We start from the raw sequence: 15,031 nt of genomic DNA, 5'->3' as shown, positions 1-15,031 counted from the left end.
AGTTTACGCATAACGTTGTTGTATAAGGAAAGTTGCGTGTTTGTGTGCGAGGATTTTCCGAAGGAAAATCAGAAGCAAGCAAACGAGCAACTAACTTTGGTTTAGCTAAAACTAGCAATTTTTTTTATACGGTGTTAGGCAACGTTTTTATTTTTTTTAAGGTTCTAATTCCGCCATTTTTTTGTCAGTCATTGTTGCTGTTTTAGACATTCCATTTATAATTTCAAATGTCATAACCAAAGCAATTGATGAGTCCAAAGCCATTTTAGTTTCTATAAGTATTTTTCCAATTGCATTAATCGCTATCTGTAATGTCTTTTCGTTATTTTCAATATTTATATTATTATCAATGAATTTTCTTGTTTCATATCCAACTCGTAATGGCAATAAGAATGGTTTGTTATCTTCTGGAATTGATAAATTTAGATTTCCCCATTCCGTTTTTCCAACATTCTTCGCGTAATTTTCAAAAATTCCAGTTAGAGAAGGAAAAGAACTATTGTCAAAATGAGAATTAATTTTACTTTTAATTCTAGCAAAAACACATTCTTCAGGCAATTCAGTCCATTTTTCTACAGCGATTTCTCCAACAAGTAATTCATTAATTTTCTCGGAAAAAACTGCTGAACCAGGTTCGAATTCGTGTTCGTTAATTGAAAATTCATTCGTAACTTCAATACATCTTTCTGCAACAATTGTAGAAATCAAACATATCGCATCTTCTACTCGAACCCCTTTTTTAGATTGAATACTGTTGTAAACAAAATTCACTAATTTTTCTGTCAGTTTTTCGTCAGTTGTTTTTAAACTTAAAAAATCAAAAAATCCCATATTCTATTCAGATGTTGATTGGTTTGTCAAATGTTGCCTAACGGTCTCGTATAACCGTCCGTTACGGTTTTAAGGTTAATGATTTTCGGTTTAGAACTAACGTTAGCAATTCCGAGTGGATTCGGACGTAGTCGAATCCGCCGTAATTGCGGTTATACATTGTTGTAAGTAGTTTTTATTCCTTTTTTATTAATGTCCATTTTTCTCCCTTTTCATTTGTGTATGAGATAAGTCCAAATTCTTTATCCCATTCAAATTCGGTCAGTCCAAATTTTCCATTTAGATTCGAATAAGGACAATTATTTTTGTTAAACGTGTAAACATTTTTCCATTCAGTTTTTAATTCAGATTGTTTTGTTTTCGGAAGAATATTATTGAAACTGCTAAATTCCAAATTTAATAAGCGAATGACAGGACTTGCATCTTTCTTTTTTTCATTTGCGTTGATTTGTATAAAATAGTCCTCAATTATTTTCAGAGAGTCTTTTTTAATTTTATAGTCAATTCTTGCAAACTCTCTATCAAATCCACCAGAAACGAAGGTTTTGCAATTACCATTTGGTTCTTTCAATACTTTATTAGTTATGAAAATAGTATCCAAATCATTCTTTTGAGATTTAAAAATTAGTTTGTCTCCAATATTGTAATTAGAGAACCAAGTTTTATCATTTTCAGTAAAATAAACATTCTCACAATCTTGGGCACAGGATTGTATCGATAAGGAAAGTATTATTATTGTCAGGTACTTCATTCTCGGTTTGGGTTAAATTACTTACAACTCGTTATATCCCAACAGACTATACTGTTTATTGGCTTACCGTTCCGGATAAACGTAATAAACGTTAAGTTTATACAAAAGCCAAAATACCACTGTCGTGCTGGTTTCACTTGCTCAAATATATTGAATTAAACAGAAATTCTTACAATTATTCCTACGTTTTTTGTAAGCTAAAGATTCTTAGATAATCGCGGGGTATCTTGTTCTTGAATAGCAACTATTTTCTTTACAGCGATATCTAACGGACTTTGAATATTTAGCAAATCCTTTCTACTTACATGCGTGTAAATCATAGTAGTTTCAGGCTTGGCATGCCCCAAAAGTTCTTGAATATAACGTAAATCAATGCCGTTTTCCAACAAATGTGTAGCATAGCTATGCCTTAATGTATGGGGTGTCACCCGTTTTGAAATTCGCGCTAATCGGCAAGAACGCCTTAAAAAAGCTCGTACACTTTCTGCACTATAACGTTGTCTGGGTTGACCTTCAGCAAAATAGAATTCAGGTTTATACGTATGAAAATAGTTTTTAAAAACGGGTAAAAAACTTTCCGCTAATATAATGGTTCTATCCTTTCGGCCTTTTGAGTTCTTTACATAAATTTGCCGTCTGTCAATATCTATATGCGCCAATTGTAAATTCAGTAATTCACTAATCCTGAGTCCTGCCGAATAAATTAAAGCTAATATAGCTCTGTGCTTTAAATTCTTAGTGCAACGCAGCATCTCAACCACTTCTTCTATAGATAAAACGGTCGGTAATAATTTTGATCGCGTTGGCCGAATTAAATGTAATTCATCAATTTGAGTGCTCGTATTAAATTTCAGAAACAACTTCATGGCACTAATAAACTGCCTTTGTGAACTGATGCTATATTGTCTGGGCACAAAAACATTTTCTAAAAATAATTCTACATCACGATTGGTTAGATCTGTTATGGGAATATGGTTTGCATATTGAAAAAAGTCAGCCACAAAAGTAAAATAAGTTTTTACTGTACTTTTACTATAGCGCTTACCTCTTAAATAAGACACAAAATTGCGTATCATGGTTTTGTTTTCTTCGGAAATAACTCTGCCAACTTTTGTATATTTTGGTTTTAAGCCTCTAGGAACTGAAAGCAACGAAGCATCTTCTATAAATGTAACTTCATTCTGAAAAATACGTTTTATTAGGTTGATATGGGATTCTGAAAAGACCAAATACCACGCCTTTTTTGTAGCGCTCCATCTGGCCTTGCCCGTATCTTTTACCTTTTGAATAAGCATGTCATTATACCTGAACTCTAAGATTAAAATATCTTTGTTTTGATGCGCAACGCGTTTCAGACGGATTTGAGGAAGTGGTTTCATGTATCAAAAATCAGAAATATCATATTAAAAAATGTATATTTATACGTTTATATACGTATATAAACATGTAATAAAACGTTTATGGAACTAACATTATGTTTAGCTTGTAACAAACCTTTAAAGGGAAGATCGGATAAGAAATTTTGCGATGCTCAATGCAGAAGCATATATCACAACAAAAACAGGGCACCTCATGAAATGCAGATGCAAGAGATTAATAAAATACTCAGAAAAAATAGAGGCTTATTAGCGCAGTTCTGCCCCAGTGGAAAAAGTACGGTTAAAAAATCGGTTTTACATCAACTAGGGTTCTCATTTATATATTTCACAGATATGTTTCCATTTAAAACAGGCACTTACTTTTTTTGTTACGATTACGGTTATTTGCCCATCCAAGAAAAGGGTCAAGACAAACTACTTATTATTCAAAAACAAGACTATATGAGTAATATAAAATTCAATCCATGGTCTGTACGTATTCAGAATTTAGATTAATGGTTTATGTATTAATTATCTTTAGCTGTATTTATGCTTTTCTTCCTGCCAAACCAAACCAAAAGTGCACCAAAACCACTTAATAACCAATGAAGTACCACTTAAAGACCACTCTTGTTTAACTTTTCCACCTCTGAGAAACCTCTTATAAAGACGATAAAAAACTAAAAAACCACTCAATGACCACTGATGTTCCATTGAAATAACACTTATAATAACTACAAAACCGCTCAAACACCACTTACAATACTTATATTAAGTGTGAGTTTACATGGGTTATGTGATTAGGTAGGTGTTGCTTAAAAAGTCTTTGCGTAGGTATAGGTGGAAAAGCTATATTATACCGCACCAAACCACACCCAATGAATTCTTCAACCTCACACTTTAATGCGCAGGTTGGTTTATCGATCATGTAACACCACTGAAGTACCACTTAAAGACCACTCATATTCAACTGTGCCACCACTGAAAAACCACTTAAAAAGACCAAGAAAAACTAAAAAACCACTCACAACATTTACATTAAGTGTGAGTTTACATGGTTTATGTGATTAGTTGCGTATTTCTTAAAAAGCCTTTACTTAGGTATAGGTAAACAAGTAATATTATACCACACCAAAACCACTTAATAACCACTGAAGTACCACTTAAATATCACCCATAGTTAATCGGTCCAGCACTGAGATACCACTTAAAAAGACGAATAAAAAACTGAAAAACCGCTCAAAGAGCACTCAAAACACTTACATTAGGTGTGAATTTACATGGGTTTTGTGATTAGTTATGTGTTTCTTAATAAACCTTTTACGTAGGTATGGGTGGAAAAGCTATATTATACCACACCACGACCGCACCAAAAGTGCACCGCAGTACTTTACACATCCTTTATGTGATATTGAAGTAGTAGCTTAATAACTGTGCTTTTGCCTTTTCCTTAGTTATTAGTGGCTCTTTAATTTTTTGAGATGTTTTATTTACGTGTTGGGTTGATGGTTTATCTTTTACAGTAATCTGTTGCGTTGAAGTATCACTCTGAGACAAACCCGAAACACAGTCTTGCAGATCTTGGTAATATACATTGATATCTGCACTATTTTTTAATGTTGTGTTTGGCGCATCATTAGGGTCGTTATAAAAATCGGTTATCAACTGCTTAACATGAGTTTCTGTATTTTGAGTTTGTAATCTAAACATGTCGATTGTAGCTTCTGAGTCTTTAATATATTCGGCCATATGTTGCTCCATCCATTGCAACACATACAAAACGGCTTTAAGTAGTTTAAGGTATTTATCAATGGTATATTTAAAAGCTTCTGGCGATACCTTCGCTTTCTTTTCAACTAATGCAAACAGATTACGTTCTAATCTGCCAGAGCGAGAAAAAGCCATTATGGGTTTTCTTTCCGAAGTATACACCACAGGACCGTCAAAATCATCTAACACATATACTATGTTCACAGGCACATGGGCTATGTTATCAACCTCCTTTAAAACTTCTTTTACAAAGTCTGTATCTGGAATATAGAAATACAATTCCCTAATCACATTAGGCAATAAACTCAAATAGAATTTATGTAAAGTGGTATCAGCCATTTGTTGGACTTAATAGGTTGGAATAATCAGCAGGTAATTCCGCATCAATATCACGTAAATACTTCTCTAAAGCTTTCATAGAACTGTGACCTGTAATAAGCATGAGTTTACTCTTGGCTTCAAAGGGTGTGTTTTCTTCACTTAAGGCACGGTAGAGCTTGGTAATAAAGGTATGACGGAAACTATACAAGGTGTAATCTTGTTCTAATTTAAACACATCCTTCACCACTTTTTTAAAACGCTTGGTAAAATAATCGCGCTTGTTAACCTCATCAATAGCCCATTGCCCACCAAGTTTTTTTGGGGTAAACAAATAGTCATCCTTATTCATCTGAGATAAATCAGGTAAATCTTGCCATAAAATATCAGGAATGATTTTAGTTTTTAAAGGACTGTTTTTGGCTTTAAACTCTAGGATATGAGTTTTTAGGTTGATGTCACCAATTTTTAAACGACACAGTTCTACAGGACGTAAAAAGTTATAAGACAAAAATTTGATATACAACAGCAATATAGGGTCGTTAACTTCTAAATGCTTAAATATGCTTTCTTGTGTAGTTTGCGAATAGGTTTTATTGCGCTTTGGTTGAGATTTAAGTATGGTAATGTGTTTTACAGGATTGGTGGTTATAAGTTCATTATTTTCTAAAACCTGCAATAAACTGCCCAACTCAACACGGTAGTTGTTTCTATTTCTAGCTGATGTTTTTAAAAGGATTTGATTTAAGAATTCAACCAAAAGTTTTTTGGTCAGTTGGTCAATACTTGTTATATCTGAATGGGTTTCAGTAATCCAATTTAAAAAGTATTTGGCTTTATACGAGTAGTCTTTGAAGGTACGCGGGCTTACTTCTTTTTCTTTTAGTTGCAAGGCAAAATCAAAAGCCGCCTTGGTAGACATGCTTGGCTCTTGATGCGCTGTTGGGGTTGTAGCCGTTGTTTTTTCTGTTGATGTTGCCCCTTGTTCGGTTGGTTTGGTATTAGGCTCCGATGTTCCGTTTAACTTATTATGAAGTTCGGTATTGTCTGAAAAAGGATTGTAACCTTGTTTTAGTAACTGCAGCAGTGCTTTTCTATAAACCACCAAAACTTCCATACGTTCTTCTTTGGTTTGGTACTTGTTGGCTTGTCCGTAAAATGGGGTTAAGCGTTTTAACTTTCCTGTTTCAGGATGTTCATAGGAAAAATACACATACCAGCGTTTGGATAAGTCGCCTTTGGCGGAATAGATTTTTGGATTGGAAAATTTTGGTGTTTTGGGCAAATCGTATGCACTTTCGTATTCAAAATCGTATGCAAATCTATGAATTTGTTTTGAACTAAGCATAAAAAAACGGTTTAGTGAAGACTAAACCGCTGATTATGCGTGATTTGCGTTTCGTAGCGAGATCGAGATTTGAACTCGAGACCTCCGGGTTATGAATCCGACGCTCTAACCAACTGAGCTACCTCGCCATTTGAGGCTGCAAATATAAAAACAATTATAGTTTAACCAAACATTAGTTGAAGAAAATATTATTAAAAATTGTTGTTAAACTTAGCAATTAATGTATATATTGGGCAAAATAAATTTTGAAATTGTTTATGGACGATAAAACTAGATTTGATATTGAATTTCCAATACATGCATCACCACAATTACTATATCAATATATTTCAACACCTTCTGGTCTTTCTGAATGGTTTTCAGACAATGTTAACTCGCGTGGCGAATTATTTACATTTATTTGGGATGGGAGTGAAGAACAGGCGAAACTTTTAAACAAAAAAAGTGGTGAACGTGTAAAATTTAGATGGCTTGAGGATGAAGAAGATGGACTGTCATGTTATTTTGAAATCAGAATTCAAGTAGATGAAATCACAAAAGATGTATCTTTAATGGTTACTGATTTTGCTGATGAAGATGAAATAGATGAAGCCAAAATGCTTTGGGTTAATCAAATATCAAGTCTTAAAAAAGTATTAGGTTCAGCTTAATTAAGAATCCTATTATTTAAATTATATTTGTCCCGCTTGCACCAAAAGTAGCAAGCGGGATTTTTTATGATAAATTTTAATGGAAACCTTGTAGAAAACACCAATGTTTTATCTGTAAACAACCGAGGGTATAATTATGGCGATGCAGTTTTTGAAACGATAAAATGTAGTTTAGGCAAAGTACTTTTTTGGGAGGATCACTATTTCAGATTAATGGCCTCTATGCGTATACTTCGTATGGAAATTCCAATGCAGTTTACTATGGAATTTTTAGAAGATCAAATCCTAAAAACGCTTGAGAAAAATCAATTGAACACTAAATCTGCCAGAGTAAAACTTATAGTTCATAGGAATGAAGGCGGGTTATATACACCAAATTCTAACGCTGTAAGTTTTATAATAACTGTAAAACCTCTTAAAGATGATTTCTATCATATACATGATGATGTTTATGAAGTCGATTTGTTTAAAGATTATTACGTCTCTCCAAGTTTACTCTCTACTTTAAAAACAAACAATAAAGTGTTGCATGTAGTAGGGAGTGTTTATGCAAAGGAAAATAAGCTTAACAACTGTTTGATTTTAAATACAGATAAAAAAGTTATTGAAGCTTTAAACGGAAATGTATTTTTAATAAAAGGAAATGTTATAAAAACACCACCATTAAGTGATGGTTGTTTAAAAGGAGTTATGAGAACGCAATTGATAAACATAATCAAAACCATGGATGATTATGAGTTGGAAGAAAGTTCTATTTCTCCATTTGAAATACAAAAATCGGATGAATTCTTTTTAACGAATGTTATTTCAGGAATACAACCTATCACAAAATATAGAAAGAAAGTGTTTAATACAGAGGTTGCTAAGATGCTATTACAAAAGCTGAATGTAAAAATAAGATTAACCTAGTTGTAACTTGGGTCTTCTGGCGCATTAGACCAAATACTATATTCGCCACCAAATTCAATCATCTTTTCTTTCCAAAACGATTCATAATCTTTTTCTATAATACTGTTTTTATAAATATTTTCAGAGACAACCCAAGAGTTAGATTTTAATTCGTTGTCTAACTGACTAGATTCCCACCCAGAATAACCCAGAAAAAACTTGATATCGTGTTCGCTAATGGTATGATCTTTTATGAGTTCTGCAACCTTATCAAAATCGCCACCCCAATAAATACCTAGTGAAATTTCTATACTATTCGGAATTAAATCTGGAATTTTGTGAATAAAGTATAGGTTATCTTGTTCTACAGGACCGCCATTGTATACTTTAAAATCTGCTTCTAACTCAGGAATCAAATCATTAATAGTATATTCTAAAGGCTTGTTGAGAATAAAGCCAATAGAACCTTCAGTGGAATGATCAGCTAATAAAACAATAGAACGGTTAAATGAAACATCTCCAATAATTGCAGGTTCTGCAATCAATAAATCTCCTTTTTTGGGTTTAATCTTAACCATAAGTGAGGAATTTTTAATTAAATCTAATGTTTATTTCGCTAAAATGCAACATTTTAGTGATGGATATAAAAAAAAGCCTTCACATGGTGAAGACTTTTTTAAATTATAAAGAAGTAAATGATTAGTTTACTGCATTTGATAAATCAGCTCCAGCTTTAAACTTAACAATGTTTTTAGCTTTGATTTTGATTGTTTCTCCTGTTTGAGGATTTCTTCCTTCTCTGGCAGCTCTTTTAGATACTGACCAAGATCCAAATCCAACTAAAGAAACTCTGTTACCTTTTTGTAAAGCTCCTTCAATTTCAATTAGCGCACACTCTAAAGCTTTCTTTGCAGCCGCTTTAGTGATTCCTGCGTGTTCTGCCATTGCGTCGATTAAATCTGTTTTGTTCATAATATAAATTTTAATTATTAATAAAAATGGTTAAACTTTTTTGTTAAATCCTCTACAAATTTATACGGATTATGAAACCATGCAAGTAACAGCGGGGGAAATGCTTATATTTGTTGATAACTTTGAGCATTTGTTAATAAAGGTGGTGCGTTTTATCGAATATTTTGTAATATCAATAATAATAAGGGTTTACAAGACTTTGGCTTGGGGTTCTAAAGTAAATCCATTTAAAAGTGATGGAATATCCATGGCACGTTTTCCTGGAAGCTTAATTTCCTTTAAATGAATATAACCATTTGTTACAGATACCTTTAATTCTTTTTTAGTTGAAAATAAGGTGCCATTCGCAAAATGATGTGTTTCATACTCTTTTTGGGCATTGTAAATTTTAATATCTAGTTGGTCATCTCCATTAATTAAACGCGTCCATGCAGCAGGATACGGACTCAACCCCCTAATGTGATTATAAATCTGATCAATAGGTGCATCCCAGTTAATTTTGCAGTTTTCTTTATTTAGTTTGTACGCCGTTTTTATCTCTTGATTGTCTGTTTGTGGCTTTGTTCTTACCGTATCATTTGCAACTAATGCTACCGTTTCTAAAACAAGATGACTTCCTAAATACATTAATTTATCATGTAAACTTCCTGCATTTTCATCAGGATCAATTGAGATGCGTTCTTGCAGAATCATATCACCTGTGTCAATCTTCTCATCTATAAAGAAAGTAGATACGCCTGTTTCTGTTTCCCCGTTTATAATAGCCCAATTGATAGGAGCAGCACCTCGGTATTGCGGTAATAAAGAAGCGTGTAAATTAAAAGTGCCATATTCAGGCATTTGCCATACTACTTTGGGCAGCATCCTAAAGGCTACAACAACTTGAAGATTGGCATTTAGGTTCTTAAGTGCTTTTAAAAAGGTGTCATCTTTTAGATTGGTGGGTTGCAATACATTTAAGTTTTGTGATTGCGCATATTTTTTTACAGCACTTTCATTGAGCTTTCGGCCACGACCAGCGGGTTTGTCTGGAGCTGTAATAACACCCACAATAGTATAATTGTTTTCAACCAATCCTTTTAGGGTAGTCACAGCAAAATCTGGAGTTCCCATAAATACAATTCTTAAATCTCTCATTTTTTAGGTATGCTTTTCTATTTAATGTTTTTTGTGATAAAACTAGTCATGTTACATATGGCTTAGTTTGTATGTGTTTTTTGGTGTTAATACAATGATTTGATGTTCCAATAATAGTTTTAAAACCTGTTTTACCTGGTTTTCAGGAGCATTCAAATGTGCTACAAGAGCTCTTGATGATTGTTCGCCAAAGGCTAAATAATCAATAATATCTTTTTTTATGATATCTTGATTAACTGGGTTTATTTCCGATGGTTTTTGAGATATACACACAGAACAGATCCCACAGGGTTTTATATCTGTTTCGCCAAAGTAGACGAGTAGTTGAATGCTTTTACAGGTATCTTCATTTGAAACATAGCGCAACACGGCCTGAACTTGTTTTGCTTTTAATTGATTCTGTTGATTGATAACAGCAGCAATTCTATTAATGGTGTTATCATCTTCTCGGGGTTCAACAAAGGTAACTTGTGCATCAGTTTTGGTTAAATGCAGTGTGATAACGTTATCGTGTTCTAATTGTTTTAATGTGTTTACAAGGGTGTCTTCAGTAACCGAGGCTTTTGATGCGACTTTTTTTAATTCAATTTTTGTTAAATGGTCAAAAACACCGCCATACATTCTTAATATAGATTTTACAATAATATTTGAATTTTGATGCCTGTCTAAATAATTAAAAAGATTATGGTTTGATGTAATAAATTGAACCGTAACTTTATTTTTAAACTGTTTTGATAAATTAATAATGCTATTTCTGTCTAACACCAAAAGTGCATTGTAGCATAGTATTGAAGGGAAATTATAGGTTTTACAAAATGAACTGAAATCAAAGTCAAATGTTGTATAAGCGCCTTCTCCATAAGATATTTGAAAATAATTACACAACTTTCTATACACCTGTTTTATGAGGTTAACATCTGGTAATACGCTTAAAAACTGATTTTTAACTAAAGCTTCATCATTTTTGTTTTTTAGGATAATAGCAAAAGCTTTTTCATTATTCCTGCCAGCTCTACCTGCTTCCTGAAAGTAACTTTCTATGCTTTCTGGCAGATTTAAATGAATCACCGTTTTTACATCGGGTTTGTCAATGCCCATGCCAAAAGCATTGGTGGCCACCATAACTTGGTTTTGATTGTGTAGCCAGGAGGTCATGTGCTTTTGTTTTTCTTCAGATGATAAACCGCCGTGATAGTAGGTGGCTGATATGCCTTTTGATTCTAAAAACAATGTAATCTCTTTAGTAAGCTTCCTGTTTCTAACATATATAATTGATGACGCTGTATTCTTCTTTAAAATGGCTTCTAGCTTATAATATTTATCATCTTCATGAAACACCATATATGCAAGGTTGGGTCTTGAAAACGAAGTTTTGAATATTTGGGGTTGAATAAAATCAAGTTCAGTTATAATATCTTCAACTACTAGAGGTGTGGCCGAGGCGGTAAGGGCTACTACATTAGTACTAGGTTGTAGCCTACGCAGTATAGCAATGTTTTTATAGGCGGGTCTGAAGTCATTACCCCATTGCGAAATACAATGCGCTTCATCTACAGCTATTAAGTTAACGTTCATTTGCCTAATACGATCCTGAACCAGTTCTTGTTGCAAGCGTTCTGGTGATAAGTATAAGAATTTATAATTACCATATATACAGTTGTCAAGCAATGTATCAAGTTGGCTATTGCTAATACCACTTGTAATTGCCATAGCTTTTATACCCTTTTCCTTTAGTCTTTCAACCTGATCTTGCATTAAAGCAATGAGTGGGGAAATAACAATGCAAATGCCTGTTTTGGCAAGGGCTGGTATTTGAAAACACAACGATTTTCCACCACCAGTAGGCAGTAAAACAAAGGTGTCTTCGCCATTGATTACGGCGTTAATAATAGCTTCTTGTTTTGGCCTGAAGCTTGTAAAATTCCAATAACGTTCTAATATGTTAATGGGGTGTGTCATGTTTATAAACCCAAGGTATTCAATATAAAATCTGTTCTGTTTTCAACAGTATCAAAAGGGACATCAATTAACGTATAGTTATAAGCTTCATAAGTGTTTACCAGATGTTTGTGAATATGCTGTGCTTGTTCAAAATTTTCATAACGTTCATTATCACTGGTATAGATGTCTTTCCATGGTTTTAAAATGAAAACAGCATCGTATTTTGAATGCGAGCAAGCCTCCTTAAATCGTTGCGGATAGGTATCTCCAATATAGTCCATATACGCTAAAACATCATGCACTCCACGGTCAAAAAAAACCGTTTTATCGGCATGTTTTTCAGCAAGTTTATATTGTTCTAGACGTCCTTTTAAAAGTAAGTCACTAAACAACAACGGGTTTGTTAAAAACAACTGTTCAATGCCTTCTTTTTGAGCTTTTAAGGTAACCGCTCTTGAAATTTCTTCCAAGCAAATATGATTCCTTTTTATCAGTTCATTGATAAGAGATGATTTGCCTGTTCCAGGGCCACCCGTTATTACAATTTTATTTGTGGTCAAATTTTAAAATTTGCTGTAAAAATCGGAATTTACAAGCGATAAAAAAAATGAAGGTTTTGTCAATAATTTCTTTTACCTATTCTAGTTCGGCTTTCATGTTAATTATGTTTAGCGATACTGTTAAAAAGACACTAAATAAACAGATGAAACTGTATATTTGCAATACAAAAATGAATTATGAACGATACACCGAATTCAGAAGAATTTTATAAAAAATTAAAAAAGCAATTACAGGATACTGCCCTTTGGCCTTCAGAATATCTTTATAAATTTATTGTAGTTTCAGATCCTGAAAAAATCAATAAAATTGAAAACCTTTTTAATAATTTGGGAGCTGTTATTGATACCAAAGCCTCTAAAAATGGAAAATATACAAGTGTTTCCATTAATGTAACTATGAAAAATCCTGATGCGGTAATTGCCAAATACAAAGAAGTTGCAGAAAAAATTGACGGCGTCATAAGTCTTTAGTTTTTTTTTGTATTTTGCGCATGCAGAAATACTTCATGCATTACATTTTTTAACTCTACACATTTATTTTGATTGATAATTTAGAATACAACACAGAGCGTGAACATTTAATCATTCCAGAATATGGAAGACATATGCAGAAAATGATTAATCATGCCAAAACTATAGAAAGTAAAGAAGAACGCAATAAATTAGCCAAGGCCATAATTTCTGTGATGGGAAATATGCAGCCACATTTAAGAGATGTGCCTGATTTTCAGCACAAGCTTTGGGATCAGTTGTTTATCATGTCAAATTTTGAATTAGATGTTGATTCACCTTATGAAAAACCAACAAAGGACTTAATTTATGCGCGCCCAGAGCCCTTGAAGTATCCGCAGAATTTTCCAAAATATCGTTTCTACGGAAATAATATTAAAACGATGATAGATGTGGCCAATACTTGGGAAGAAGGTGATATGAAAGAGGCGCTATCTTTTACTATTGCCAATCATATGAAAAAGTGTTTCTTAAATTGGAACAAAGATACGGTTGAAGATGCTGTAATTTATGATCACTTGTATGAACTTTCAGAAGGCAAGATAAATTTAAAAAATTCTACAGAAGAATTATCAGACGCTACAAGCTTGATGCGTTCAAAAAATAAATTTTCTAGTAATAAAAAGGGACACCAGAAAAAGAATTCAAATAACCGACAAAGAAAACGCTTCTAGTATTTCATGGGAACATTTAAAATTGAAGGCGGGCATCAACTAAAAGGAAGCATTCAGCCGCAGGGTGCCAAAAACGAAGCCTTACAGATTTTATGCGCAGTTTTATTAACTTCAGAAAAAATAACCATTAACAACATTCCTGATATTGTTGATGTAAATAAACTCATTGCCTTACTTAAAAAGTTAGGGGTTAAGGTTGAAAAATTAAGCAAAGGTGTTTACACGTTTCAGGCAGATCAGGTTAATTTAGCATATTTAGAATCTGATCAATTTAAGATTGATGGTCGCGGTTTACGTGGGTCTATCATGATTGTAGGACCGCTTTTAGCACGTTTTGGTAGAGGCTACATCCCAAAACCAGGGGGAGATAAAATTGGTCGCCGCCGATTAGATACCCATTTTGAAGGTTTAATAAAACTTGGCGCTAAATTTGGCTACAGTAAAGAAGAACAGTTTTACGGTGTAGAAGCTGAACGGCTGAAAGGAACGTACATGTTGCTTGAAGAGGCTTCTGTAACGGGAACAGCAAATATATTAATGGCCGCTGTTCTTGCTGAAGGTAAAACCACTATTTATAATGCAGCCTGTGAACCATACCTGCAACAGTTATGTAAAATGCTCAATAGAATGGGGGCAAAAATTAGTGGAGTAGGGTCTAATATGTTGGTTATTGAAGGGGTAGACCGTTTAGGTGGTACCGAGCATACAATGCTTCCTGATATGATTGAAATAGGAAGTTGGATAGGTTTGGCAGCGATGACAAAAAGCGAACTGACCATCACCAATGTATCTTGGAATGATTTAGGGTTGATTCCTGAAACATTTAGAAAATTAGGAATAACCGTTGAAAGGAGAGGAGATGATATTCATATTCCTGCGCATAATGACGGGTATGAGATTCAAAGTTTTATTGATGGTTCTATTTTAACCATTGCAGATGCGCCTTGGCCTGGATTTACGCCCGATTTGTTAAGTATTATACTAGTAGTAGCTACACAAGCCCGAGGCAGTGTTTTAGTGCATCAAAAAATGTTTGAGAGTAGATTGTTTTTTGTGGATAAACTGATTGATATGGGCGCGAAGATTATTCTTTGTGATCCGCACAGAGCTACGGTTATAGGCCATGATTTTAAATCAACTTTAAAAGCTACAACCATGACATCTCCAGATATTCGTGCTGGGGTATCATTATTAATTGCTGCCTTATCGGCGAAAGGGACATCAACTATTCAGAATATAGAACAGATTGATCGCGGGTATGAAAATATTGACGAACGTTTACGCGCTATAGGCGCACATATTGAACGAATCGATTAAAATTCT

The 15,031-nt window shown here is 33.6% G+C and carries 16 protein-coding genes and 1 tRNA gene; 6 read left to right on the top strand and 11 right to left on the bottom strand.

Annotation, left to right across the window (positions count from 1 at the left end; genetic code table 11):
* Positions 1 to 156 precede the first annotated feature (156 nt).
* The 3 genes from KFZ70_RS15085 to KFZ70_RS15075 form a co-directional block, all read right to left on the bottom strand.
* Positions 157 to 831, bottom strand: a complete 675-nt coding sequence (locus KFZ70_RS15085) for a hypothetical protein (protein WP_139698487.1) — start codon at positions 829 to 831, stop codon at positions 157 to 159.
* 175 nt (positions 832 to 1,006) lie between these two features.
* Positions 1,007 to 1,582 carry a hypothetical protein gene (locus tag KFZ70_RS15080; RefSeq protein ID WP_139698486.1) on the bottom strand — a complete coding sequence of 192 codons (576 nt, stop codon included), beginning with the start codon at positions 1,580 to 1,582 and terminating at the stop codon, positions 1,007 to 1,009.
* A gap of 197 nt (positions 1,583 to 1,779) precedes the next feature.
* Complete coding sequence (locus tag KFZ70_RS15075) at positions 1,780 to 2,961, bottom strand: tyrosine-type recombinase/integrase (protein ID WP_139698485.1); 1,182 nt, start codon at positions 2,959 to 2,961, stop codon at positions 1,780 to 1,782.
* Positions 2,962 to 3,042: 81 nt separating this feature from the next.
* Between KFZ70_RS15075 and KFZ70_RS15070 the strand changes: the two genes are divergently transcribed.
* Positions 3,043 to 3,456, top strand: a complete 414-nt coding sequence (locus KFZ70_RS15070) for a hypothetical protein (RefSeq protein ID WP_139698484.1) — start codon at positions 3,043 to 3,045, stop codon at positions 3,454 to 3,456.
* 885 nt (positions 3,457 to 4,341) lie between these two features.
* On the opposite strand, the gene KFZ70_RS15065 is transcribed toward KFZ70_RS15070, so the two are convergent.
* The 3 genes from KFZ70_RS15065 to KFZ70_RS15055 form a co-directional block, all read right to left on the bottom strand.
* Positions 4,342 to 5,049, bottom strand: a complete 708-nt coding sequence (locus tag KFZ70_RS15065) for a hypothetical protein (RefSeq protein WP_139698483.1) — start codon at positions 5,047 to 5,049, stop codon at positions 4,342 to 4,344.
* Positions 5,042 to 6,376 carry a site-specific integrase gene (locus tag KFZ70_RS15060; protein ID WP_139698482.1) on the bottom strand — a complete coding sequence of 445 codons (1,335 nt, stop codon included), beginning with the start codon at positions 6,374 to 6,376 and terminating at the stop codon, positions 5,042 to 5,044. The genes KFZ70_RS15065 and KFZ70_RS15060 overlap by 8 nt, the downstream gene beginning before the upstream one ends.
* Before the next feature lie 54 nt (positions 6,377 to 6,430).
* A tRNA-Met gene (locus KFZ70_RS15055) sits at positions 6,431 to 6,504 on the bottom strand.
* Between the two features lie 129 nt (positions 6,505 to 6,633).
* Here KFZ70_RS15055 and KFZ70_RS15050 point away from each other — a divergent pair.
* On the top strand, positions 6,634 to 7,026 hold the full coding sequence (locus KFZ70_RS15050; RefSeq protein WP_139698481.1) for an START-like domain-containing protein: 393 nt from the start codon (positions 6,634 to 6,636) through the stop codon (positions 7,024 to 7,026).
* Positions 7,027 to 7,092: 66 nt separating this feature from the next.
* Positions 7,093 to 7,935 carry an aminotransferase class IV gene (locus KFZ70_RS15045; RefSeq protein ID WP_139698480.1) on the top strand — a complete coding sequence of 281 codons (843 nt, stop codon included), beginning with the start codon at positions 7,093 to 7,095 and terminating at the stop codon, positions 7,933 to 7,935.
* Here KFZ70_RS15045 and KFZ70_RS15040 read toward each other — a convergent pair.
* The 5 genes from KFZ70_RS15040 to KFZ70_RS15020 form a co-directional block, all read right to left on the bottom strand.
* A complete protein-coding gene (locus KFZ70_RS15040; RefSeq protein ID WP_139698479.1) occupies positions 7,932 to 8,492 on the bottom strand; it encodes a YqgE/AlgH family protein in 561 nt (186 codons plus the stop codon). The two genes, KFZ70_RS15045 and KFZ70_RS15040, sit on opposite strands and share 4 nt — an antisense overlap.
* Before the next feature lie 121 nt (positions 8,493 to 8,613).
* Complete coding sequence (locus tag KFZ70_RS15035) at positions 8,614 to 8,886, bottom strand: HU family DNA-binding protein (protein WP_139698478.1); 273 nt, start codon at positions 8,884 to 8,886, stop codon at positions 8,614 to 8,616.
* Positions 8,887 to 9,075: 189 nt separating this feature from the next.
* Positions 9,076 to 10,023: a methionyl-tRNA formyltransferase gene (gene fmt / locus KFZ70_RS15030; protein WP_139698477.1), complete on the bottom strand. Its 948-nt coding sequence runs from the start codon at positions 10,021 to 10,023 to the stop codon at positions 9,076 to 9,078.
* Between the two features lie 51 nt (positions 10,024 to 10,074).
* Positions 10,075 to 11,982, bottom strand: coding sequence for an ATP-dependent DNA helicase RecQ (locus KFZ70_RS15025; protein WP_139698476.1), 1,908 nt, complete (start codon positions 11,980 to 11,982; stop codon positions 10,075 to 10,077).
* A 2-nt stretch (positions 11,983 to 11,984) separates the two neighbouring features.
* Positions 11,985 to 12,524: an AAA family ATPase gene (locus tag KFZ70_RS15020; RefSeq protein ID WP_139698475.1), complete on the bottom strand. Its 540-nt coding sequence runs from the start codon at positions 12,522 to 12,524 to the stop codon at positions 11,985 to 11,987.
* A gap of 177 nt (positions 12,525 to 12,701) precedes the next feature.
* Between KFZ70_RS15020 and KFZ70_RS15015 the strand changes: the two genes are divergently transcribed.
* From KFZ70_RS15015 to murA, 3 genes are all read left to right on the top strand, one after another.
* The gene (locus KFZ70_RS15015; protein WP_139698474.1) at positions 12,702 to 12,995 is read left to right on the top strand and encodes a DUF493 family protein; all 294 of its coding nucleotides are present in this window, start codon (positions 12,702 to 12,704) and stop codon (positions 12,993 to 12,995) included.
* A gap of 68 nt (positions 12,996 to 13,063) precedes the next feature.
* Entirely contained in the window at positions 13,064 to 13,708 is a 645-nt protein-coding gene (locus KFZ70_RS15010; RefSeq protein WP_139698473.1) for a DUF4290 domain-containing protein, read from the top strand.
* A 6-nt stretch (positions 13,709 to 13,714) separates the two neighbouring features.
* On the top strand, positions 13,715 to 15,025 hold the full coding sequence (murA, locus tag KFZ70_RS15005) for a UDP-N-acetylglucosamine 1-carboxyvinyltransferase (protein ID WP_139698472.1): 1,311 nt from the start codon (positions 13,715 to 13,717) through the stop codon (positions 15,023 to 15,025).
* Positions 15,026 to 15,031 lie beyond the last annotated feature (6 nt).

The sequence above is a fragment of the Allotamlana fucoidanivorans genome (assembly GCF_045788535.1).
GTDB lineage: Bacteria > Bacteroidota > Bacteroidia > Flavobacteriales > Flavobacteriaceae > Allotamlana > Allotamlana fucoidanivorans.
Note: the sequence above shows the minus strand (reverse complement) of the source record. Positions and strands in the feature narration are given on the sequence as shown.

Excerpts from the sequence above, each read along its gene's own strand:
- KFZ70_RS15085 (WP_139698487.1), bottom strand. The coding sequence starts at position 831 with ATGGGATTTTTTGATTTTTTAAGTTTAAAAACAACTGACGAAAAACTG.
- KFZ70_RS15080 (WP_139698486.1), bottom strand. The coding sequence starts at position 1,582 with ATGAAGTACCTGACAATAATAATACTTTCCTTATCGATACAATCCTGT.
- KFZ70_RS15075 (WP_139698485.1), bottom strand. The coding sequence starts at position 2,961 with ATGAAACCACTTCCTCAAATCCGTCTGAAACGCGTTGCGCATCAAAAC.
- KFZ70_RS15070 (WP_139698484.1), top strand. The coding sequence starts at position 3,043 with ATGGAACTAACATTATGTTTAGCTTGTAACAAACCTTTAAAGGGAAGA.
- KFZ70_RS15065 (WP_139698483.1), bottom strand. The coding sequence starts at position 5,049 with ATGGCTGATACCACTTTACATAAATTCTATTTGAGTTTATTGCCTAAT.
- KFZ70_RS15060 (WP_139698482.1), bottom strand. The coding sequence starts at position 6,376 with ATGCTTAGTTCAAAACAAATTCATAGATTTGCATACGATTTTGAATAC.
- KFZ70_RS15050 (WP_139698481.1), top strand. The coding sequence starts at position 6,634 with ATGGACGATAAAACTAGATTTGATATTGAATTTCCAATACATGCATCA.
- KFZ70_RS15045 (WP_139698480.1), top strand. The coding sequence starts at position 7,093 with ATGATAAATTTTAATGGAAACCTTGTAGAAAACACCAATGTTTTATCT.
- KFZ70_RS15040 (WP_139698479.1), bottom strand. The coding sequence starts at position 8,492 with ATGGTTAAGATTAAACCCAAAAAAGGAGATTTATTGATTGCAGAACCT.
- KFZ70_RS15035 (WP_139698478.1), bottom strand. The coding sequence starts at position 8,886 with ATGAACAAAACAGATTTAATCGACGCAATGGCAGAACACGCAGGAATC.
- fmt (WP_139698477.1), bottom strand. The coding sequence starts at position 10,023 with ATGAGAGATTTAAGAATTGTATTTATGGGAACTCCAGATTTTGCTGTG.
- KFZ70_RS15025 (WP_139698476.1), bottom strand. The coding sequence starts at position 11,982 with ATGACACACCCCATTAACATATTAGAACGTTATTGGAATTTTACAAGC.
- KFZ70_RS15015 (WP_139698474.1), top strand. The coding sequence starts at position 12,702 with ATGAACGATACACCGAATTCAGAAGAATTTTATAAAAAATTAAAAAAG.
- murA (WP_139698472.1), top strand. The coding sequence starts at position 13,715 with ATGGGAACATTTAAAATTGAAGGCGGGCATCAACTAAAAGGAAGCATT.